Below are 21,700 nucleotides of genomic sequence, written 5' to 3' on the forward strand. Positions count from 1 at the left end.
TTTTTCTCATCTCGCGCGGTGTGACTCCCTTCATACTCTCTGGTATAAAGGTGCCTCTTTTTTGACAAATGCCGATTTTTTCAACAAGGGTACTCACCTACTTGCGCTGCATTTTTCGACTGTTCATCGGGATGATGTTGACGCTGGCCCTGGCCGGTTGCGACTTCTACCACCCCTCCAGCCAACTGGAGCAGATCCGCCAGCGAGGCGAGATCCGGGTTGGCACCCTCTACGGCCCCACTTCCTATTACCAGCGTGACGACACCGCACTGGGGTTCGACTACGAGCTGGCGCAGCTTTACGCCGACTGGCTGGGGGTCAAGCTGACCATAGTACCGGCCTACAGCACCGCCGAGCTGGTCGAGCAACTGCAAAAGGGCAAGCTGGATCTCGCCGCCGCCGCCATCGTCGTGACCCCGGAGCGGCGCAAGCTGTTCCGCTTCGGCCCAGGCTTCTACCAGGTCTCCCCCAAGCTGGTCTATCGCAACGGCTCCCCCAGGCCCAAGAACCTCGGTGACATCAAGGGCAGCATAGTGGTGCCGGCGGGCTCCACCGGCGAGGACCTGATGAAGGAGCTGGCCAAGCAGTACCCCAACCTGAAGTGGAGCACCAATCGGGATGCGGACGTGGAAGAGCTGCTCAAGCAGGTGGCCGACGGCAAGGTGGACTACACGGTGGTGCAGGACACCATACTTGCCCGTACCCAGCGCTACTACCCCGAACTCACCGAAGGCTTGACCCTCGCCAGCAAGCAGACCGTGGCCTGGGCCATGACCAAGTTGCCCGACGACAGTCTCTACGCCAGCATCATCGACTTCTTCGGTCAGCGCTTCATGGATGGCGCCATCGCCAAGCTCGACGAGAAGTACTTCGGCCACGTGCAGAACTTCGACTTCGTCGACACCCGTACCTTCCTGCAACGGGCCAAGAGCCTGCTGCCCAAGTACCAGGCGCTGTTCCAGACCCACGCCAAGGATATCGACTGGCGGCTGCTGGCCGCCATCAGCTATCAGGAATCCCACTGGGATCCCCAGGCACGGTCCTACACCGGGGTGCGTGGCATGATGATGCTCACCGGCCCGACCGCCAAGGCGATGGGGGTAAACGATCGCACCCACCCGGAAGAGAGCATCAAGGGGGGCGCCCGCTACCTGCAGGAGATGATGGCGAAGGTGCCCGACTCGGTCCCGGCGGACGAGAAAGTGTGGTTTGCCCTCACCGCCTACAACATCGGCTACGGCCACATGATGGATGCCCGCCGCCTGACCAAGGAGCTGGGCAAGAACCCGGACGCCTGGAGCGACGTGAAAGAGGTGTTGCCGCTGCTGCAGCAGTCACGCTGGCATCGCAAGGTACGCTATGGCTATGCCCGTGGCGGCGAGGCGCGCAACTATGTCAACAACGTGCGCCAGTACTACCAGAGCCTGCTCTGGCTCGACAACGAACAGCAGAAGGCCCATCGTCGGGAGGAGCTGGACGAGGACGACAGCAGCGAGCCGGACGTGCCGGCGCAGCGTCCGGCCATCATCGCCGAAGTGGTCAAACAGATCATCACCCCCTAGCCTCGCCGGGGGTGTGTTTTCCTGCCCTGTTCTCTGTTACCATCCTTGGGTATACGAGGGGCGCTGGAGCGAACTTATTGCAATGTATTCATTGCGTTGCAGTTCCTGCCAAGGGCCCTTTCGGCCCCACGCAAGACCAGGGAGGAGAACAGGATGCGAGCACGCAGAAGAGCCATGTTGGCCCGAAAAACCAAATGTGCCTGGAGCCCGAGACGCAAGCTCAAGCTGGCCGACATGAAACGCAAGATCTGGCACAGAAACCGCTCCTTCACGCTGCTGATAGCGGAGCACACAGTATAAACCCGGCATCAGCCGGGTTTTTTTATGCCTTGTCAGGCTGCGCCTCAAACAGAACGGTGCGCTTGGAGACCAGGGTGTTGCAGTGGTTGCAAAAATAATCCACCGCGCCGCAAGCCCGAAGCCGCTCCAGCTCCTGCCCGCAGGCAGGACACAGGGCCCGGATGCGATAACGGGCCTGACACTGGCCACACGTCGTCTCGCGGCTGCGGCTGTCCAGTTCGCCCTGACAGGCAGGGCAGGTCAGCGTGTTCATTCTCTTCTCGACTCCTCTTTAGGTCACTGTGCACCGGCGTCACTCGCAGCCCCTCCCCCGGTTTGCCTGCCTTGAGGAGGGCCATCAAGAAAAACGGCTACCGGTAAGGGCAGCCGCAGGGCTTTATTTCTTCGCTTTGGCCTTGAGCAGACGCTTGCGCTGGCGTTCCTGGCTCAGGGTCAGGGTGTTCTTCTTGCCCTCGAACGGGTTGACCGACTCCTGGAACTCCACCCGGATCGGCGTCCCCATGATTTTCAACGACTTGCGGAAGTAGTTGATGAGGTAGCGCTTGTAGGAGTCAGGCAGGTCGTTCAACTGGTTGCCGTGGATCACGATGCGCGGCGGGTTGTAACCACCGGCGTGGGCATACTTCAGCTTGACCCGGCGACCATTCACCATGGGCGGCTGGTGATCTTCCTGGGCCATCTGCATGATGCGGGTCAGCATGGCGGTGCTGGTGCGGCGAGTCGCGGACTCGTAAGCCTCGTTGATGGATTCGAACAGGTGACCGACGCCACTGCCGTGCAGGGCGGAGATGAAGTGCACCCGGGCGAAGTCGATGAAGCCCAGACGTCTGTCCAGCTCGTTCTTGACGTCCTCTTTCACCTTCTGATCCAGGCCGTCCCACTTGTTGACCACCAGTACCACGGAGCGGCCGCTGTTGAGCACGAAGCCGAGGATGCTCAAGTCCTGATCCGTGATGGTCTCCCGGGCGTCAATGACCAGCAGGCAGACGTTGGCATCTTCAATCGCCTTGAGCGTCTTGATGACGGAGAACTTCTCCACCGTCTCGTGCACCTTGCCACGGCGACGCACGCCGGCGGTGTCGATGACCACGTATTTCTGATCGTCGCGCTCCATGGGGATGTAGACGGAGTCGCGGGTGGTACCCGGCATGTCGTAGACGATGACCCGATCTTCACCCAGCATGCGGTTGGTCAGGGTCGACTTGCCGACGTTGGGACGACCGACGATAGCGAACTTGATGGGCAGGTCGGCGAACGGCGTCTCCTTGGTGTCTTCCCGGGTGTCGAGCTCACCGGCAGCCACCATGCGCAGCAGGGCCTCTTCGTCGAACTCCTCCAGCTCCTCTTCCTCTTGTGCCTCGGTGGCAGAGCCGACCAGGGTCTCGAGGTGGGGGGCCAGGGCCAGCTCCAGCAGGCTCAGTACGCCACGGCCGTGGGCGGCCGCCATCTGGTAGACCTCGCCCAGGGCCAGACCGTAGAACTCGGACACCGCGGAGTCACCGTCGATGCCGTCGGTCTTGTTGGCCACCAGAAACACCTTCTTGTGGGTCTTGCGCAGGTGCTCGGCGATGGCCTGATCCGCCGCGGTGAGACCGGCACGGGCATCCACCATGAAGAGCACCACATCGGCCTCTTCGATGGCCAGCAGGGACTGCTCGGCCATCTTCAGCTCGATCCCCTCCTCGGTGCCATCGATACCGCCGGTATCGACCACGATAAATTCCAGCTCGCCCAGCTTCGCCTGGCCATATTTGCGGTCCCGGGTCAGGCCGGGGAAGTCGGCAACCAGGGCATCCCGGGTACGGGTCAGGCGGTTAAACAGGGTGGATTTCCCCACGTTGGGGCGGCCCACCAGGGCAACTACAGGAGTCATAAAAGCCTCATTCTCAAGACGACAAAGGCTCCGGGTCCGAAGACCAGGAGCCGGATATTCACATTATCGGACGATCAAGGACGCTTGAGGGCGTACAACTTGCCGTCACGGCTCTGCACATACAGGGTGTCACCCTCCACCAGCGGAGCGGCATAGAGACCACTGCTGTCGAGCTGCTGCATGGCCTTGATGGTCCCGTCGGTACGGTCCAGCCAATACAGGTAACCTTCCACATCGCCGACCACCACATAGTCACCCAGGATGACGGGGGCGGTCACGGTGCGGTTTTCCAGCTGGGTGTTGGACCACAGCTCGAGACCGTTGCGACGATCGACCGCAAACAGATGGCTGCGGCTGTCGGTCAGCACGATGGCATTGCCGGTCACCGCCATGTCGCGATAACCGGAATACTTGCGTTTCCACACTTCGTCGCCGCTCATCAGCTTGCGCGCCATCAACTGGCCGTTGTAGGCGATGGCGTAGAGCTCATCACCGGCAATCAGCGGGCTGGCATCGACGTCCACCATCCGATCCAGTTCGGTGGCGCCGCGCGGGTCAGCCACCTTGGATTGACGCACCGGCTGGCCGTTGCTCAGCAGGGCGATGCCCACCTTGCCATCGGCGCGGCCATAGATGACGGCACCGTTGGTGATGATGGGGGCGCCGGCACTGCGCAGGGTCAGGGGCGGCTGCTCTTCGGACAGGGTCCACTGCAGCTTGCCCTCGTCGGTATCGAGCGCCACCAGACGGCCGGAGGTGGTCAGCACCACCACACGGCCATCCTCGACGGCGGGGCTCGCCACCACTTCCCCCGGTACCGTGGTCTGCCACAGCACTTCGCCGTTGGCCTCGTTCAGGGCATAGACCACCCCGTTTTCGGACCCGAGGAACAGCTTGCCGTAGCGAGAGACCAGACCACCGGAGAGACGGGCACTGCGCTTGTCGGCGTTGATGGGCAGATCTGCCAGATCCACGCTCCACAGCTCCTTGCCGCTCTCGCGCTCGAAGGCGGTCACATCGCCATCGCGGGCCGCTGCATAGATGCGGTCCTCTTCCACCACCGGCTTGAGCTGGGAGTAGAAGTCGCCGATGCCATCACCGACCGAGGAGGACCATGCGGTATCGGCAGTGAACGCGGACTCGACCTTGGGCAGGGGGGCCATGGGGTTGAGATCTTCTTCCGAACTGAACAGGGAGCAGCCCTGCAAGGCGAAGGAGACAGCCACCCCCAGCGCCATTCGCTTGTACAGATTACGCATCCGGAGCCTCGCCCGCAGTGACGGCTGGCAGCGCCAGATCATCCATCTTCAGCTTGAGTTCGGCGCTGCTCTGCAGGCCGCCGGCATCCGCCGCCGCCTGATAGGCATCACGCGCTTCTTCGGCCTTGCCCTGCTTTTGCAGGATGTCGCCGCGCACTTCCGCCACCTGGGCCTTGAAGGCGTCATTATTGATTTTGCCAAGCTGGGCCAGGGCCTCGTCAGCCTTGCCCTGATCGCTCAGGACCCTTGCCAGACGCAGGGCGGCGATGGGCTTGATGCTGTCATCGCCACTGGCGGCCACCAGGGTCAGCTGCTCGGCAGCCAGATCCAGCTTGCCCGCCTTGACGGCGGCCGCGGCCAGTTGCAAGGCGGCCAGCTCGGCATAGGCGTCCCCCTTGTGAGCGGTAATGAAGCTCTTTGCCTGCTCCAGGGCGGCGTCATCCCCCTTGGCGAGCTGGGCGGTCATCTCGTTGTAAGCCTGGGAGGCGGCTTCCTGGTTGTTCTGCTGCATCTCGTTGTAGTAGCGCCAGCCAAAGAGGCCGACCAGACCGATAACAGTTCCTGCGATCACCGAGGTGCCGTTCTCTTTCCACCAGCTCTTGATGACCTCAACCTGTTGTTCTTCAGTGGTATACACTTCCACAGCTTACTCTCCTTTCGCTGCCAGCAGGGCAATGGCGGCATCGACCGAGACGGTCTGTTGCTCGGCCTGGCCACGCAGATATTTGATGGTGATCTCCCCGCTTTGCACCTCGGTCTCCCCAAGGATCAGGGCAATGGCCGCGCCGCTCTTGTCGGCACGCTTGAGTTGTTTCTTGAAGTTGCCGCCGCCGCAGTGGCTCATGAGGCGCAAGTCCGGCAGGGCATCGCGCAGGCGCTCGGCCAGGGCAAAGCCAGCCTGCTCGGTCCCCTCACCCACCATGCAGAGATAGACATCCACCGCCGGGCGGATGTCAGCATTGAGCTCGAGGGTTTCGAGCATCAGTACCAGACGCTCCATGCCCATGGCAAAGCCCACCGCCGGGGTCGGCTGGCCACCGAGCTGCTCCACCAGGCCGTCGTAGCGACCACCGGCACAGACGGTGCCCTGGGCCCCCAGGCTGTTGGTCACCCACTCGAACACGGTCAGGTTGTAGTAGTCGAGGCCGCGCACCAGACGCTCGTTCACCTCGAACTGGATGCCGGCCGCCGTGAGCAGGCGCTTGAGCCCTTCGAAGTGAGCCAGGCTCTCTTCGCCCAGGTGGTCGAACAGACGGGGGGCACCTGCCAGGATGGCCTGTACTTTCTCGTCTTTGGAGTCGAGCACCCGCAGGGGGTTGCTGTACATGCGGCGCTGGCTCTCTTCGTCCAGCTCGCTCTTGTACTGTTCCAGATAGGCGACCAGGGCATCGCGATAGGCGGCACGTTCGCTGCTCTGGCCAAGGGTGTTGAGCTGCAGAGTCACGTGATCGCTGATGCCGAACAGACGCCACAGGCGGTGAGTCAGCATGATGAGCTCGGCATCGATGTCCGGCCCGTTGATGCCGAACAGCTCGACCCCGAACTGGTGGAACTGGCGATAACGACCTTTCTGGGGACGCTCGTGACGGAACATGGGGCCCATGTACCACATCCGGCGTTCCTGGTTGTAAAGCAGACCGTGCTCGATGCCGGCACGCACGCAACTGGCGGTCCCTTCCGGACGCAGGCTCAGGCTGTCGCCGTTGCGGTCTTCAAAGGTGTACATCTCTTTTTCGACCACGTCGGTCACTTCACCGATGGCACGCTTAAACAGATGGGTCTGCTCGACGATGGGCATGCGCACTTCGCTGTAGCCATAGCTGGCCACGACCTGGCGCAGGATCTGTTCTACTTTCTGCCATACCGGGCTCTGCTCCGGCAGGCAATCATTCATACCGCGAATAGCTTGGATCTGTTTTGCCACGTTGATACTCGAGAAAAAGAGGTAAAATTTGGCCGCATTATAGGGATTTTCGACCCCGAGGTAAAATCGGGTGCCCGGATGCGGGATGTAAAATCAACAACCTAAAGCCGGGGCCACCCCAGGTGGCCCCGTCATCGTTCAACCTTTGTCCACCTGGATCTGGTTGGCCGGATCCAGCATGGCAGCCCGGGCACGGATGCGACGCTCCAGAGTCGGGATCAAATCCTTGTTGTCGAGCCGGTCGACCCGCTGGCCCCCCTCGTAGAAGGCACTCTTGTTGGCGGCGCCCGCAAGGCCGAGATCGGAGACCAGCGCCTCCCCCGGACCGTTCACCACACAGCCGATGATGGAGACATCCATCGGGGTGATGATGTCTTCGAGCCGCTCTTCCAGGGCGTTGACCGTGCCGATGACGTCGAACTCCTGACGGGAGCAGGAGGGACAGGCGATGAAGTTGATGCCGCGGGAGCGGATGCGCAGGGACTTGAGGATGTCGAAGCCCACCTTCACCTCTTCCACCGGATCGGCGGCCAGAGAGATGCGCAGGGTGTCGCCAATCCCTTCGCTCAGCAACATGCCAAGGCCGATGGCGGATTTGACCGCGCCGGCGCGAAAACCGCCCGCTTCCGTGATGCCCAGATGCAGGGGTTGATCGATCTGCTTGGCCAGCAGGCGATAGGCACCGACCGCCAGGAAGACATCGGACGCCTTGACGCTCACCTTGAAGTTCTGGAAGTCGAGGCGATCCAGGTAATCCACGTGGCGCATGGCGGACTCCAGCAGCGCCTCCGGGGTCGGCTCGCCGTATTTCTCCTGGAGATCACGCTCAAGGGAACCGCCGTTGACGCCGATGCGGATGGGGATGTTGTAGTGACGGGCACAATCCACCACCGCACGCACCCGCTCTTCGTTGCCGATGTTGCCCGGGTTGATGCGCAGGCAGTCGGCCCCGTATTCGGCCACTTTGAGGGCGATGCGGTAGTCGAAGTGGATGTCGGCCACGATGGGGATGCGGGTCTGCTGCTTGATGAGCTTGAACGCTTCCGCCGCCTCCATGGTGGGGACGGAGACCCGGACGATGTCGGCCCCGACCCGCTCGATCCGCTGGATCTGCTCGACGGTAGCGGCCACGTCCGTGGTCTTGGTGTTGGTCATGGTCTGTACCGTGATGGGGGCATCGCCCCCAACCGGCACGTTGCCGACCATGATCTGTCTGGATTTGCGACGAACGATGGGTGATTCGTGTGCGGGCTTTTCGTGAACAGACATGGCGGACTGATTACTCCTGCGGCAGTGAGAAGCGGGCAGTCCGGCCGTTGTTGTAACGGCTCATGTCGAAGGACTTGCCCTGATATTCGAGATTGACCGCCATGGGCGCGCCAATGATGAATCTGAGTGGCTCGGGTCCTTCCAGCACAAGCTCGTCGTTCGCCTTCTTCAGACCACTGAACAGGGTCTTGCCGCTGGCATCCTTGACATCCAGCCAGCAGTCGGCGGTGAAGCTCATCTTGAGCTGAGGCGCCTTGGCGGGCTCGGTGGTCGTGCTCTCGGCAGTCGAGACCGCACCGGAAACGTTCGTCGGGACGGCTGCGCTGGCATCCGTAGCGACCACAGGCAGGGTCGCGGTGGCACCGCTCACCACAACCTGGGTGGACACGGCATCGGACGCTGCGGGCAGCACGGGCTCGGCGACCTCCACGGCGGGGGCAACATTCGCTTCCGGCGTATTGACGGTCGCGCTCATCTCGGTCGCCGCCAAGGCGTCGTCACCGGCAGAGCGGCGCGCCGTGCTCTGCCACCACCAGGCGACGGAGAGCCCGATCAGCACCAGGATCACCAGCCAGGTCACCACCTTGAGCCGGCTGTCATTGGCCTGCTGGCGGGAGCGACGGGAGAAGCTCTGCATGTCGATATTGTCGGGGGGTGTCAGTCCCAGCTTTTCGTAGGCGGCGAGGATGGTCTCCTCGGGGATGCCCACGAGCTTGGCATAGGCCCGCAGATAGCCACGAATGAAGGTATGGGACGTGTGCTTGTCATAGGTATCCGCTTCGATGGCGGCGATCAGGGTCAGACGAAGGTGAATGCGGGACGCAACCTGTTCCCGGGTCCAGCCGAGCTGTTCACGGGCGTTGCGCAGCAGCTGGCCTGGGCCCGCTGCCTGGGAGTCGTCTTGGAAATCGTGTGGCTGTTCAGTAGTCATTGGCTAAGTAACGCTTGGCTTGTTGCGAAGTGGGATATTGCCTTACCAGCTCAGTCCCGAATTGGTGAAGTAATGCCGGTTTGTCCATGGCCTGGGCCAGCCGCAGCCGGAGCCAGAGGCTCTCCTCGTTCTCCTCTGCCACATCGGCAAAGCGCGCGAGGTAAGACTGGACATCAGGAAGCTTGCCATCTTTCATGGAAAGCTCGGCCATGTCCAGCAATAACCTAGGATTGCGGGGATTATACCCCAAGGCCAGACGATAATACTCGCCAGCCTTGTCATTTCTGTGATTTTGCATCGAGCAGAGCGCCGCATTCTCGTAGGTATCGGCGATCTTCACGTAATCGGGCTGGCTGACGGCCTGCAAGAACGCCTTTTCCGCTTCGTCGAAGCGGCCACGGTTGCAGAGGAAGGCGCCATAGTTGTTCATCGCGTCAGCATTGGACGGATCCATGGCCAGCGCTTTCTTGTAGCTCGCCTCGGCGGCCTTGAAATCCGACACCTGCTGATAGAAATAGGCAAAACCGATGTAGACCTGAGGATTGTTGGGATCGTACTGAAGGGCGCGGTCGAGATTGAATTTGGCCTGCTCGGCATTGCCCTGGCGCAGATACTGGATACCCAGATCGAGACGAGTCTGGGCAGCGGCCTTGAGGTCGGGGCCCACTTCACGCTGGGTCGAATTCTGGCCAGCGTAAGTGGTCTCTGTGACACAGCCTGGCAGCGCACAGAGCGCTGCCACTACGATCAATGTACGGATATCCATTTCCTGTCTATACAATGGCTTAGGAGTTAAACCATTTTGACGGAAATCCCATCCTGTTGCATCCGATTTTTCATGGTGCGCTTGGTGCGGTCGATCACCTCCCCCACCAGCTGGCCGCAGGCGGCGTCGATGTCGTCACCACGGGTCTTGCGCACGATGACGGTCAGGCCGTATTCCATCAGCACCTTGGAGAAACGGTCGATACGGCTGTTGCTCGGCTTGCCAAACGGGTTGCCCGGGAAGGGGTTGAACGGGATCAAGTTGATCTTGCAAGGGGTTTCCTTGAGGACCTTGGCCAGCTCATGGGCATGCTGCATGTCGTCGTTGATGTGGTCGAGCAGCACATACTCCACGGTCACCCGGCCGCCGTTGGCGTTGGACTTGGCCAGATAGCGACGTACCCCGGCAAGGAAGGACTCGATGTCGTACTTGTCGTTGATCGGCATGATCTCGGAGCGAAGCGCATCGTTCGGTGCATGCAGAGAGATGGCCAGGGCCACGTCGATCTGGTCGCCCAGCATATCCAGCGCCGGTACCACACCGGAGGTGGAGAGAGTGACGCGGCGCTTGGAGATGCTGAAGCCGAAGTCATCCATCATCAGCTTCATGGCAGGTACCACGTTGGCGAGGTTGAGCAGCGGCTCACCCATGCCCATCATCACCACGTTGGTGATGGGGCGCTTGCCGCCCACCACTTTGGCGGCACGCCACACCTGGCCGATGATCTCGGAAACTTTCAGGTTGCGGTTGAACCCTTGCTGGGCGGTGGAGCAGAAGGTGCACGCCAGGGCGCAGCCCACCTGAGAGGAGACGCACAGGGTCGCGCGGTCCGCTTCCGGAATGTAGACGGTCTCCACCTCCTGATCGCCCACCTGCAGCGCCCATTTGATGGTGCCATCGGCGGAGCGCTGTTCACGGCTGATCTCGGGGGCACGGATCTCGGCAATCGCCTTGAGCCGCTCGCGCAGCGCCTTGTTGACGTTGCTCATCTGATCGAAATCATCACAACCGAAGTGATAGATCCACTTCATTATCTGATCTGCCCGGAACGGCTTCTCGCCCAACTCGACGAAGAAGGCACGCATGGCATCCCGGTCGAGATCCAGCAGGTTGGTTTTTGTTTCGCTCATCAGGGGCCTCAGCTCACACACTTCATAAATTATCGGCTGACCTACGTCAGGGGGCGGCATTGTACAAATAATGGGTCTGGCTTTCCACCTGGAGAATAAGTGGATATTGGCAGGATGACCAAAAAACAAAAGGGAGCCGAAGCTCCCTTGGTCACCAGCAGACAACATCAGCCGCGCGGGCAGATCTCGTCGTCGGAGAAGAAGTAGGCGATTTCACGGGCGGCAGAGGCCGGGGCATCGGAGCCGTGGACGGCGTTGCGATCGATGCTCTCGGCGTAGCAGGCGCGCAGGGTGCCGGCCAGCGCCTCTTTCGGGTTGGTGGCGCCCATGATTTCACGGTGACGGCGGATGGCGTCCTCACCTTCCAGCACCTGTACCATGACGGGGCCAGAGGTCATGAAGCCGACCAGACCATCATAAAATGGCTTGCCCTGGTGCTCGGCGTAGAAACCGGCGGCCTGTTCGCTGGTCAGGTGCAGCATCTTGGCGGCGATGACTTTCAGGCCGGCGCTTTCGAAGCGGCTGTAAATGGCACCAATCAGGTTTTTGCTGACCGCATCCGGCTTGACGATGGAGAAGGTACGTTCGATAGCCATTGAGTTCTTTCCTTAACTACAGAGTTTTATTGTAGGAATCCATGTTCGGCGGCGATTATACGTAAACAAAAAACGAAATAACACACAAAAAATCAACTTTTTGTTAAACAAAAGAATCCTTGAAACAACATGGTGACTCATCTTGTGCCAGGGCAGAGAGAAAAAATGTGCGCTTGCGCACGATCGGCATGCTAATGCCTCAAAACCGTATCAATTGCTCAGCAAAGCAGCACTGGAAAGGGCACCCTGAGGTGCCCTTGTGATGCCGTTCACTGACTCAGCGCGTCTCCACCATCAGGGTATGGGCGATGGTGCGCATCCCCAGGGTATTGGCCCCGGGCGCCCACAGACTATCGCCGTTTTCGCTGAAGCAGGCGGCGAGATCGACATGCAGCCAACCTCTTCCCTCATCAGGGACAAAGCGGGAGAGGAAGCCTGCCGCATTGGAGGCCCCCCCCGGTCCGCCGCCCGGCACGGGGCGGCTGTTGGCGGTGTCGGCATAGTGGGACGGGCACTGCTGGCGATGCCAGGGCTCCAGCGGCAGCGGCCATGCAGGCTCCTGCTCCGCATCCGAATAGGCCATGGCGCGGCTCACCAGCCCCTTGTCCAGTCCAAACAGGGCGTTGTAACGCCCCCCCAGCGCCATCACGGCCGCCCCGGTGAGGGTGGCGGCGTCGATGATGAGCGGCGCACCAGACTCGCCGGCCAGTTGCAAGCCGTCGGCCAGGATCAGACGCCCTTCGGCGTCGGTATTGACCACCTCCACCGTGGTGCCGTTCTTGTAGGTGAGGATGTCACCCAGCTTGTAGGCATGCCCGGATACCAGGTTCTCGGCGCAGCAGAGGATGAGCTTCACCCGCTTGTCGAGGCCGCGCAGAATGGCCAGCGCCAGCGCGCCGGTGACGATGGCGGCACCGCCCATGTCGTGTTTCATGGTCAGCATGCCCTGGGAGGTCTTCATGGAGTAGCCGCCGGAATCGAAGGTGATCCCCTTGCCCACCAGGGCGGCCGCTACCGACGCCTTGGGATCCTTGCCCGGATTGAAATCCAGCTCCAGCATCACGGGCTCGCGGTCACTGCCACGACCCACCTGATAGAGACCGACCCAGCCCGCCTGTTGCAGCGCTTCTCCCTTGAGGATGCGATGGCTGATCCGGTCCGGTGCCAGCTCGGTGAGGAAGGCGGCGGCTTCGACCGCCAGCTCCAGCGGCCCCAGCTGCTCCGGGGTGGCGTTGGTCATCTCCCGCACCCAACGCCCGCACAGCCAGCGCGCCTCCAGCTCCTCCCTGTCCTCCTCGGACGAAGTGGCCCACTGCAACCCCACTTCCACCTTGGGCGTCTGCAGCCCCTGGGCAAAGGCCCACTGCTGCTCCCGCTCCCAGTGACCAGCCAGGACCACCTGCTGGATCCCCTGACTGCACAGGCGCCGCGCCGCCTGCTGGATATCCAGCAAGGGAGTGGCGCTCACCAGATGGATCACCATGCCGTCGGCACGGTGGGAGAGCAGTGCCCCCTCCCCCCACTCGGCCGGTGCAAACTCTCGGCTCAACCAGACGTTCATGCGCACACCTCCTGCAACCAGCGGGCAATCGTGCGAAGACCATGGCCCTTGGCACCGGTTGCCCAGAGCTCATTGCCCGACTTCTGATAGGAAGCGGCCAGGTCCAGGTGCACCCAGCCCTTGCCTTCGTCACGGACGAAGCGCGACAGGAACGCCGCTGCCGTGGTGGCGCCGGCAGTACCTTCTGCGGACGCCACGTTGCCCAGCTCGGCAAAGGCCGAGGTGAGCTGGCCTGCGTGCCAGGGTTCGAGCGGCAGCGGCCAGGCCTTCTCGTTTTCAGCGTTGGCGGCAGCCAGCGCGCGCACCTGCTCCGCCTCATCGAGGGCAAACACGGCATTGTAGTCGCGGCCCAGCGCGGTCTTGGCGGCGCCGGTCAGGGTGGCAGCGTCGAGGATGTAGGCAGCCCCGCTTTCGCTCGCGGCCAGCAGGCCGTCTGCCAGCACCAGGCGACCTTCCGCGTCGGTATTCTGGATCTCGACCGAGATGCCGTTGCGATAAGTGAGGATGTCGCCGAGCTTGAAGGCGTGGCCGGAGACCAGGTTCTCGGCGCAGCAGAGGATGAGCTTGACCCGCTTGTTCAGGCCACGGCTGATGGCCAGCGCCAGGGCGCCGGTTACCATGGCGGCGCCGCCCATGTCGGACTTCATCGGCAGCATGTTGTCGGAGGACTTCATGGAGTAGCCGCCGGAATCGAAAGTGATCCCCTTGCCCACCAGCGCCGCGACCACGGGGGCGTTGGCATCCCCGGTCGGGTTGTAGTCGAGCTCGAGCAGCACCGGCTCGCGCTCGCTGCCACGGCCCACCGACCAGATCCCGATATGACCTGATTCACGCAAGGCTTCGCCAGCGGTGATGCGGGCGGTCACCTTGTCACCTCCGAGGCTGCGAATGAGCAACAGAGCGGACTCCGCCAGGCTCATGGGGTAGATGGCTTCCGGGCAGCCGTTGGTCACCTCGCGCACCCAGCGGGTCGCTTTCAGCAAAGCCGCCAGCTCGGCAGCCTCCTGGTCGCTCTGCTCGCCGAAGTCGAGCTCGCGAACCCCCTTGGCGGCATAGAAGCCCTGGGCAAAGGCGTAACGACGCTCCCCATTCCACCCCTCGCCCACCAGCTTGATGCGCTTGATGCCGCTCGACTCGAGGCGTCTGGCAGCGCGCTGGATGGCGCGCAGCGCCTCCTTCTCCTGGCCAGCGGCCAGATGGAGATAGGCCTCGTCCCCGTTGAAACTGAGCAGGGCACCCTCGCCCCACTGGGCGGCGGCAGCCTGGGACGACAACCTTACGTTCATCATGTCAGCCATGTTCACTTGCTTCCTTTTTATTGGCACTTTCATCAACGAATAGGGAAATCACGGGCACAAAAAAGGCCGCTCCCTCAAGGGTCACGGCCTTCACCATATCATTACTGCATCATGAGATGCTGCACGCGCAATTCACTCATGTGTAATTAAGGGGTCATCAGTGGCGCTCGGACGCCAGATTCAGGGTGTACTTGGGCAGTTCCACCACCAGATCCTCGTCCGCCAGTCTGGCCTGGCAGCTGAGACGGGATTCCGGCTCCAGCCCCCACGCCTTGTCCAGCATGTCGTCTTCCAGCTCGTCGCTCGGCTCGAGGGAGTCGAACCCTTCCCGCACCACGCAGTGACAGGTAGTACAAGCACAGGACTTCTCGCAAGCGTGCTCGATCTCGATGCCATTGCGCAGTGCGATATCCAGAATGGTTTCACCGGTCGCACCTTCGAGAGCCGCGCCATCCGGACAGAGCTCGGGATGGGGCAGAATAATCAGTTTTGGCATATCACACCTTGTTGACGTTTTGTCCGGTCAGCACCTTGCGGATGGAGGCATCCATCCGGCGGGCTGCAAATTCGCCACTGGCAGCGTCCGCCGCCTCGATGGCCTCTTTGATCTGGTTGGTGGTGCCCGTGCTGCGCATGGTCAGCAGATGGGCGATGGCGGCATCCAGCTCGGCCCGCTCGGCGGGGCTCAATAAAGCCTCTCCATCGGCGGCCAGGGCGGCGTTGAGACTTTCGACCACCCGGTCGGCCTCGACCTGTTGCTCCGCCAACATGCGGGCGTCCATGTCCTGCTGGGCATTGGCGATGGAGGCGCTCAGCATGTTGAGGATGTCATCCTCACCCAGTCCATAGGAGGGCTTGACCTGGATCTCGGCCTGCACGCCGGAGGATTTCTCCATGGCGCTGACCGACAGCAGACCGTCCGCATCCACCTGGAAGGTGACGCGAATGTGGGCGGCGCCGGCCGCCATGGGCGGAATGCCGGTCAGGGTGAAGCGGGCCAGGGAGCGGCAATCCGCCACCAACTCGCGCTCCCCCTGCACCACGTGGATGGCCATTGCGGTCTGGCCATCCTTGAAGGTGGTGAACTCCTGGGCGCGGGCCACCGGAATGGTGGTATTGCGCGGGATCACCTTCTCGGCGAGGCCGCCCATGGTCTCTAACCCTAAGGAAAGCGGGATGACGTCCAGCAGCAGCATCTCGGCGTCGGGCTTGTTGCCCACCAGGATGTCTGCCTGGATGGCGGCACCGATGGCCACCACCTTGTCAGGGTCGATGCTGGTCAAGGGCGTACGGCCGAAGAACTCGCCCACCCGCTCGCGCACCAGCGGCACCCGGGTCGAGCCGCCGACCATCACCACTTCCAGCACCTCTTCCTGCTCGAGACCCGCATCGCGCAGGGCGCGCCGACAGGCCTGCAGGGTGCGCTTGACCAGGGGCTGGATCAGCTCGTCAAACTGGCTGCGGGTGACGGTACCCTGCCAGCCGGCAAAGGTGCAGGCAACGGCATCGGCATCGGTGAGGCCGTGCTTGATGCTGGCCGCCGCATCCAGCAACTCGCGCTGGGTACGGGCATCGAGCTGACCGGACAACCCGGCTTGCTCTTTGAGCCAGTCCGCCAGCAGATGGTCGAAATCGTCACCACCGAGTGCCGAGTCGCCACCGGTGGCCATCACCTCAAACACCCCGCGATGCAGACGCAGGATGGAGATATCGAAGGTTCCGCCACCCAGGTCATAGACGGCGATCACCCCTTCCTGGCCGGAGTCGAGGCCATAGGCGATGGCCGCCGCGGTAGGCTCGTTCAGCAGGCGCAGCACGTGCAGACCGGCCAGTCTGGCCGCGTCCTTGGTACCCTGACGCTGGGCATCGTCAAAATAGGCGGGCACCGTGATGACCACGCCGTCGAGGTCTCCCCCGAGGGACGCGGCACCGCGCTCGGCCAGTTTTTTCAGGATCTCGGCAGAGACCTGCACCGGATTGACCAGCCCCTGGCGGGTCCGCAACTGAGGCATACCCGTCTCGGTAGCTACGAACTCGTAAGGCTGCTGGCGGGTATCGATGTCGGCCAGCGCCTTGCCCATCATCCGCTTGACCGAGACGATGGTGTTGTGGGGATCGAGGGCCGCCTCACGCTTGGCATCGAAGCCAACCCGGATGGTATCGGCCTGGTAATGGACCACGGAAGGCAGCAGATCACGCCCCTGCTCGTCACAGAGGGTGTCGGCCTGGCCGCTGCGCACGGCGGCGACCAGGGAGTTGGTGGTGCCAAGATCGATGCCGACGGCACGTTTATGCTGGTGAGGCGCGGCGCTCTGGCCTGGCTCGGCAATTTGCAGTAATGCCATGGGTAATCACAATTCCTGCGTTAGAGGGTCAAGACTCGAACAGCGAGTCTTCGAATCGTTCCAGCTCCTCGAGGAGCTTGTCGACAAATTTGAGCTTGCGAACGCAATCCGCCGCCTGCAGATCCTCACCCCTGGTGAGAGAGTCGGTCAGCCGTTGCATCAACGCCTGGTGATCATGCCTGATCTCCTGGCGAAAATCCTTGATGGCCCCCTCAGGGTCGGCGTCGCCCTTGAGATCAGCCAGCCGCTCTCGCCACTCCAGCTGTTGCATCAGAAAGGCAGGATCTTGCAGTGTCTGCTGCTCCCCGCGAATATCGGTGCCCCGCAAGGAGAGCAGATACTCGGCTCGGCGCAAGGGGGCCTTGAGGGTGGTAAAGGCATCGTTGATCTGGGCAGCACGCTGCACGGCAGCAAGCTGCTCCCGCTCGGAGGCAGTCGCAAAACGATCGGGATGGAACCGGGTCTGCAGCTGACGATAGGTGTCAGCCAGTTGGCGAGTATCGAGCTCGAAGCCCTCAGCCAGCCCGAACAGCTCGAAATGATTCATCCTTCGTCCTCAGACAATAGCGCTGGGAGTGCAACCACACTCGTCTTGAACTTGAAAGCAGTGGCATGGACTGGCGTCCACACCACTGTGTTGATGAGCAAGGTGTTGATCACAAGAGACTCGCCGCAACAGGGCTCACCCTTGGGGCTACGAGGCGTTGCAAACATGGGCGATCTGTCAATCGAACCACTTACACGCTGAAGCTTTCGCCACAACCACATTCGCCCTTGGCATTCGGGTTGTTGAACTGGAAGCCCTCGTTGAGGCCTTCCTTCACGAAGTCCAGCTCGGTGCCATCCAGGTGGATCAGGCTCTTGGCATCCACGATGATCTTGACGCCTTTCTGCTCGAATACCTGATCCTCGGCAGCCAGCTCATCCACGAACTCGAGCACATAGGCAAGGCCAGAACAGCCGGTCGTCTTGACGCCGAGGCGCAGGCCGATGCCCTTGCCCCGGTTGATCATGAAGGAGGAAACCCGCGCCGCTGCGGCATCTGTCATGGTTATGGCCATACTGCTCTCCGGACCTTAAAGACCTTTCTTCTGCTTGTAATCGGCGATGGCGGCCTTGATGGCATCCTCCGCCAGAATGGAGCAGTGGATCTTCACCGGCGGCAGCGCCAGCTCTTCGGCGATGTCGGTGTTCTTGATACCGGCCGCTTCGTCCAGGGTCTTGCCCTTGACCCACTCGGTCACCAGGGAGCTGGAGGCGATGGCGGAACCACAGCCGTAGGTCTTGAACTTGGCATCTTCGATGATGCCATCGTCGCTGATCTTCAGTTGCAGCTTCATGACGTCACCACAGGCCGGTGCACCGACCATACCGGTGGCGACGCTGGGATCGTTCTTGTCAAAACCACCGACGTTGCGGGGATTCTCGTAGTGGTCGATTACTTTTTCACTGTAAGCCATATCTAACTCCTGCTAATTCCGTTGTTCACCAGACCCTTGCCATGCTGGCAAGGATCAGTGATGTGCCCATTCGACCGTGTTCAGATCGACGCCATCCTTGAACATCTCCCACAGGGGGGACATCTCGCGCAGACGACCGATGGAGTCGCAGATGAGCTTGATTGCGTAGTCGATCTCTTCCTCGGTGGTGAAGCGACCGATGCTGAAACGGATGGAGCTGTGTGCCAGCTCGTCGTTCAAGCCCAGGGCGCGCAGCACGTAGGAAGGTTCCAGGCTGGCCGAGGTACAGGCAGAACCGGAAGAGACCGCCAGATCCTTCAGTGCCATGATGAGGGATTCCCCTTCCACATAGGCGAAGCTGACGTTCAGGTTACCCGGTACACGCTGGTCCAGATCCCCGTTGATATAGACTTCTTCGATGTTCTTGATGCCATCCCACAGACGCTGGCGCAGGGCCATGATGTGCTGGCTCTCGCTCGGCATCTCTTCCTTGGCGATGCGGAATGCTTCCCCCATGCCGACGATCTGGTGGGTTGCCAGGGTACCGGAGCGCATGCCGCGCTCGTGACCACCGCCGTGCATCTGGGCTTCCAGACGAACGCGGGGCTTACGGCGCACATACAGGGCGCCAATGCCTTTCGGGCCGTATACCTTGTGGGCGGACATGGAGAGCAGATCAACCTTGAGCGCTTCCACGTCGACCGGGATCTTGCCCACGCTCTGGACGGCGTCCACGTGCAGCAGGATCTTGCGGGAACGGCACAGCTCGCCGATGGCAGCGATGTCTTGCACCACCCCGATCTCGTTGTTGGCGTGCATGATGCTGACCAGGATGGTGTCATCACGCAGGGCGCCTTCGATCTGCTCAAGGGTGAACAGGCCGTTGGGCATGGGCTCAAGGTAGGTCACCTCATAGCCTTCCCGCTCAAGTTGGCGGCAGGTATCCAGCACGGCTTTGTGCTCGGTCTTGGAGGTGACGATGTGCTTGCCCTTGCCGGCGTAGAAATGGGCGATGCCCTTGATGGCCAGGTTGTTGGACTCGGTCGCACCGGAGGTAAAGACGATCTCGCGCGGGTCCGCGCCGATCAGCTCTGCCACTTGATTACGGGCCAGATCCACCGCCTCTTCGGCCTGCCAGCCGAAACGGTGGGAACGGGAGGCTGGGTTGCCGAACAGGCCGTCCATGGTGAGGCACTGCATCATTTTTTCTGCGACACGCGGGTCCACCGGACAGGTTGCCGAATAATCAAGGTAAATAGGCAGTTTCATCTTTTTCTCCGTTACGACGGGGTCACACAGCGACTCGTCGTGGAAAGCACGTTTATAGTTGGACTTTCAAGCTCACATCACCGCGTTCGGCCCGATCAACCAGGGACAACACGGTCTTCATTTGTTCATCTTGCTTGCCGGCGATACGGCGCACATCGGCCTGACCAACCAGCTCGGCCAGGGTGATATCCCCCAGGAAACTGGAGATGCGTTCGCTCAGATCCCGCCACAAGGAGTGGGTCAGGCACTGGGTACCACCGTGGCAGCCCCCTTTGCCGAGGCACTTGGTCGCATCGACCGATTCATCGACCGCGGTGATCACCTGACCGACCGAAATCTCGCCAGGGGCCAGACCGAGGCGATAGCCGCCACCGGGGCCACGTACGCTGCTCACCAGACCATGTTTGCGCAGACGGGCAAACAGTTGTTCCAGATAGGACAAGGAGATGCCCTGGCGCTCTGAAATATCAGCCAGGGGCACGGGCCCCTGCTCTGCATGCAACGCCACGTCGAGCATGGCTGTCACCGCGTAACGTCCTTTTGAGGTCAGTCTCATATGCCTTACCGTCTTGCGAACCAATCAATATGTGGCATATGGTCACATACCCGACTAAATCAGTCAAGTATATGCTTGAGTAAATCAGTCGGGATTAATCCTGTGCCCTGGACTTCTGGACAGAGGTGAGAATGCCCCGCAGGATGTTCAACTCCACCGCTTCGGGTCTGGCCCGATTGAACAGACGACGCAGTTTGCTCATCACATGGCCTGGATGGTCATCGGCAATGAACCCCGTCTTTTGCAGCGTCTGCTCCAGATGCTGATAAAACCCTTCCAGTTGCTGGGCGCTGGGGTACTCGACCCGCTCATCCTCCGGGGCCGAATGCTCCTGGTTCTGTACTTCCAGCCAGCGCATCCGCACCTCGTAACAAAGGGTCTGCACTGCCATGGCCAGATTGAGGGAGCTGTATTCTGGATTGGCGGGAATGGCCACATGGAAGTGGCATTTTTGCAGTTCGTCATTGGTGAGACCGGTGCGTTCACGGCCAAACACCAGCGCGACCGGGTGCTCCATGCCCTCGGCAACCAGCTTCTCGCCCGCTTCACGGGGATCCAGCATGGGCCAGCTCAAGGTGCGGGAACGGGCACTGGTGCCGATGACCAGACCACAGTTGGCAATGGCTTCATCCAGGGTCGGCACGATACGGGCGCGAGCCAGGATATCGCTGGCCCCCGCTGCCAGGGCGACGGCCTCCTCATCCGGCTGGGCCTGGGGATCGACCAGCACCAGTTGAGTCAGCCCCATGGTCTTCATGGCCCGCGCCGCGGATCCCATGTTGCCGGTGTGAGAGGTGTTTACCAACACGATACGAATCTGATCCAACATGCCCAGTCAATCTTCAGTCAAAAATGGCGCGCAATTGTAACATAACCAATCGCTATTTTGGCACCGCTTCCGACCAGGCATTTCTGCACAAACAGACAGATGATACATCCCCACCCTGCGTGGTCACGCTGAAGTGGGGTACTGCGGCTCAAGTTCACCTGTTCCGCAGCACTCGGGCAAGAAAACGGCTCAGCTCATTGTCGCGGCAGTGGGCACGTGCGTCTCGCGGGCCCGCTCGATAAAGGTCGCCAGATCCATCAGGGGGTATTTCATCAATCCCAGCCCGTCCAGATCCAGGCTGTCCATCAGGTTTTTCACCTCCAGACCCAACTCGGTGTTCCCTTCAATCTTCAGCTTGCGCTGGAAGAAGAGGGAATCCGGGTCTTCACGGCGTCCAGCGATCAGAACAAGATCCTGGCTATTGCCGCTGAAACAGACATCGACATGCTCACACTTCCTTGCCACCACCAATTTTCCCTCCCGCTCGCTGATAAACCAGCAGAGCTCCAGATCAGAGACTTCGACCTTGAGCCACTTGCCTGCCAGAAATTCAAAGTCGCCATCTGTGATGGCCTCTTTGAACACGCTGGCCAGCAGGCGCTCCATCAGGTTCTGCTGCAAGGAAAATGGCACCAGTTTGAGAGGATGACGCAAGAAGCGGGGGGCCTGTTCGACCAGGCGATGCTGCAGTTGTTTGAACACGATGAACTCCCAGTTTTTTGCGCATTCAAACACAGGGGCGGCGCCATGATCCTGTTGGAAATCAAACTTG

General features: G+C 61.3%; 22 protein-coding genes. 1 reads left to right on the forward strand and 21 read right to left on the reverse strand.

Translation table 11 applies throughout. The annotated features are described in order from the left end of the window. Positions 1-68: 68 nt before the first annotated feature. Complete coding sequence (gene mltF, locus AB7E19_RS07230; protein WP_029314683.1) at positions 69-1,562, forward strand: membrane-bound lytic murein transglycosylase MltF; 1,494 nt, start codon at positions 69-71, stop codon at positions 1,560-1,562. 322 nt (positions 1,563-1,884) lie between these two features. On the opposite strand, the gene AB7E19_RS07235 is transcribed toward mltF, so the two are convergent. The 21 genes from AB7E19_RS07235 to ubiT form a co-directional block, all read right to left on the reverse strand. Beyond that, positions 1,885-2,115, reverse strand: coding sequence for a zinc ribbon domain-containing protein (locus AB7E19_RS07235; protein ID WP_039038718.1), 231 nt, complete (start codon positions 2,113-2,115; stop codon positions 1,885-1,887). 123 nt (positions 2,116-2,238) lie between these two features. Continuing rightward, positions 2,239-3,735, reverse strand: a complete 1,497-nt coding sequence (gene der / locus AB7E19_RS07240; protein WP_010675045.1) for a ribosome biogenesis GTPase Der — start codon at positions 3,733-3,735, stop codon at positions 2,239-2,241. A gap of 74 nt (positions 3,736-3,809) precedes the next feature. Next, entirely contained in the window at positions 3,810-4,994 is a 1,185-nt protein-coding gene (gene bamB, locus AB7E19_RS07245) for an outer membrane protein assembly factor BamB (protein WP_029314685.1), read from the reverse strand. Continuing rightward, entirely contained in the window at positions 4,987-5,637 is a 651-nt protein-coding gene (locus tag AB7E19_RS07250) for a YfgM family protein (RefSeq protein ID WP_103242994.1), read from the reverse strand. Before AB7E19_RS07250 ends, bamB begins: the two co-directional genes overlap by 8 nt. A 3-nt stretch (positions 5,638-5,640) precedes the next feature. Continuing rightward, positions 5,641-6,918: a histidine--tRNA ligase gene (hisS, locus tag AB7E19_RS07255; RefSeq protein ID WP_039038721.1), complete on the reverse strand. Its 1,278-nt coding sequence runs from the start codon at positions 6,916-6,918 to the stop codon at positions 5,641-5,643. 138 nt (positions 6,919-7,056) lie between these two features. After that, positions 7,057-8,187, reverse strand: coding sequence for a flavodoxin-dependent (E)-4-hydroxy-3-methylbut-2-enyl-diphosphate synthase (gene ispG, locus AB7E19_RS07260; RefSeq protein ID WP_010675049.1), 1,131 nt, complete (start codon positions 8,185-8,187; stop codon positions 7,057-7,059). A 10-nt stretch (positions 8,188-8,197) separates the two neighbouring features. Further along, positions 8,198-9,118 carry a RodZ domain-containing protein gene (locus AB7E19_RS07265; protein ID WP_322130850.1) on the reverse strand — a complete coding sequence of 307 codons (921 nt, stop codon included), beginning with the start codon at positions 9,116-9,118 and terminating at the stop codon, positions 8,198-8,200. Further along, the gene (gene tapF, locus AB7E19_RS07270) at positions 9,108-9,899 is read right to left on the reverse strand and encodes a PilW family type IVa pilus biogenesis/stability lipoprotein TapF (RefSeq protein ID WP_080768047.1); all 792 of its coding nucleotides are present in this window, start codon (positions 9,897-9,899) and stop codon (positions 9,108-9,110) included. The genes AB7E19_RS07265 and tapF overlap by 11 nt, the downstream gene beginning before the upstream one ends. An 11-nt stretch (positions 9,900-9,910) precedes the next feature. Then, positions 9,911-11,014 (reverse strand): bifunctional tRNA (adenosine(37)-C2)-methyltransferase TrmG/ribosomal RNA large subunit methyltransferase RlmN, encoded by a 1,104-nt coding sequence (locus tag AB7E19_RS07275; RefSeq protein WP_322130851.1) that lies wholly within the window; start codon positions 11,012-11,014, stop codon positions 9,911-9,913. Positions 11,015-11,181: 167 nt separating this feature from the next. Then, a complete protein-coding gene (ndk, locus tag AB7E19_RS07280; protein ID WP_045524435.1) occupies positions 11,182-11,610 on the reverse strand; it encodes a nucleoside-diphosphate kinase in 429 nt (142 codons plus the stop codon). Between the two features lie 277 nt (positions 11,611-11,887). Next, positions 11,888-13,171, reverse strand: coding sequence for an aminopeptidase PepB (gene pepB / locus AB7E19_RS07285; RefSeq protein ID WP_427934829.1), 1,284 nt, complete (start codon positions 13,169-13,171; stop codon positions 11,888-11,890). After that, a complete protein-coding gene (gene pepB, locus AB7E19_RS07290) occupies positions 13,168-14,469 on the reverse strand; it encodes an aminopeptidase PepB (protein ID WP_427934831.1) in 1,302 nt (433 codons plus the stop codon). Before pepB (AB7E19_RS07290) ends, pepB (AB7E19_RS07285) begins: the two co-directional genes overlap by 4 nt. A 157-nt stretch (positions 14,470-14,626) precedes the next feature. Then, positions 14,627-14,965, reverse strand: a complete 339-nt coding sequence (gene fdx / locus AB7E19_RS07295) for an ISC system 2Fe-2S type ferredoxin (protein ID WP_005299781.1) — start codon at positions 14,963-14,965, stop codon at positions 14,627-14,629. Between the two features lies 1 nt (position 14,966). Continuing rightward, positions 14,967-16,814 carry a Fe-S protein assembly chaperone HscA gene (hscA, locus tag AB7E19_RS07300; protein ID WP_069785159.1) on the reverse strand — a complete coding sequence of 616 codons (1,848 nt, stop codon included), beginning with the start codon at positions 16,812-16,814 and terminating at the stop codon, positions 14,967-14,969. A gap of 28 nt (positions 16,815-16,842) precedes the next feature. Continuing rightward, complete coding sequence (hscB, locus tag AB7E19_RS07305) at positions 16,843-17,361, reverse strand: co-chaperone HscB (RefSeq protein WP_322130854.1); 519 nt, start codon at positions 17,359-17,361, stop codon at positions 16,843-16,845. A 190-nt stretch (positions 17,362-17,551) separates the two neighbouring features. Next, positions 17,552-17,875 (reverse strand): iron-sulfur cluster assembly protein IscA, encoded by a 324-nt coding sequence (iscA, locus tag AB7E19_RS07310; RefSeq protein WP_010675058.1) that lies wholly within the window; start codon positions 17,873-17,875, stop codon positions 17,552-17,554. Between the two features lie 15 nt (positions 17,876-17,890). Continuing rightward, positions 17,891-18,274: a Fe-S cluster assembly scaffold IscU gene (gene iscU, locus AB7E19_RS07315; protein WP_010675059.1), complete on the reverse strand. Its 384-nt coding sequence runs from the start codon at positions 18,272-18,274 to the stop codon at positions 17,891-17,893. A gap of 54 nt (positions 18,275-18,328) precedes the next feature. Beyond that, a complete protein-coding gene (locus AB7E19_RS07320; RefSeq protein WP_322130855.1) occupies positions 18,329-19,543 on the reverse strand; it encodes an IscS subfamily cysteine desulfurase in 1,215 nt (404 codons plus the stop codon). 52 nt (positions 19,544-19,595) lie between these two features. Beyond that, a complete protein-coding gene (iscR, locus tag AB7E19_RS07325; RefSeq protein ID WP_025327241.1) occupies positions 19,596-20,099 on the reverse strand; it encodes a Fe-S cluster assembly transcriptional regulator IscR in 504 nt (167 codons plus the stop codon). Between the two features lie 94 nt (positions 20,100-20,193). Continuing rightward, complete coding sequence (trmJ, locus tag AB7E19_RS07330) at positions 20,194-20,928, reverse strand: tRNA (cytosine(32)/uridine(32)-2'-O)-methyltransferase TrmJ (RefSeq protein ID WP_103857942.1); 735 nt, start codon at positions 20,926-20,928, stop codon at positions 20,194-20,196. 189 nt (positions 20,929-21,117) lie between these two features. Further along, positions 21,118-21,630 carry a ubiquinone anaerobic biosynthesis accessory factor UbiT gene (ubiT, locus tag AB7E19_RS07335; RefSeq protein WP_069651461.1) on the reverse strand — a complete coding sequence of 171 codons (513 nt, stop codon included), beginning with the start codon at positions 21,628-21,630 and terminating at the stop codon, positions 21,118-21,120. Positions 21,631-21,700: the final 70 nt, after the last annotated feature.

It is taken from the genome of Aeromonas sp. (genome assembly GCF_050252055.1).
Classification (GTDB): Bacteria; Pseudomonadota; Gammaproteobacteria; order Enterobacterales; family Aeromonadaceae; genus Aeromonas; species Aeromonas caviae.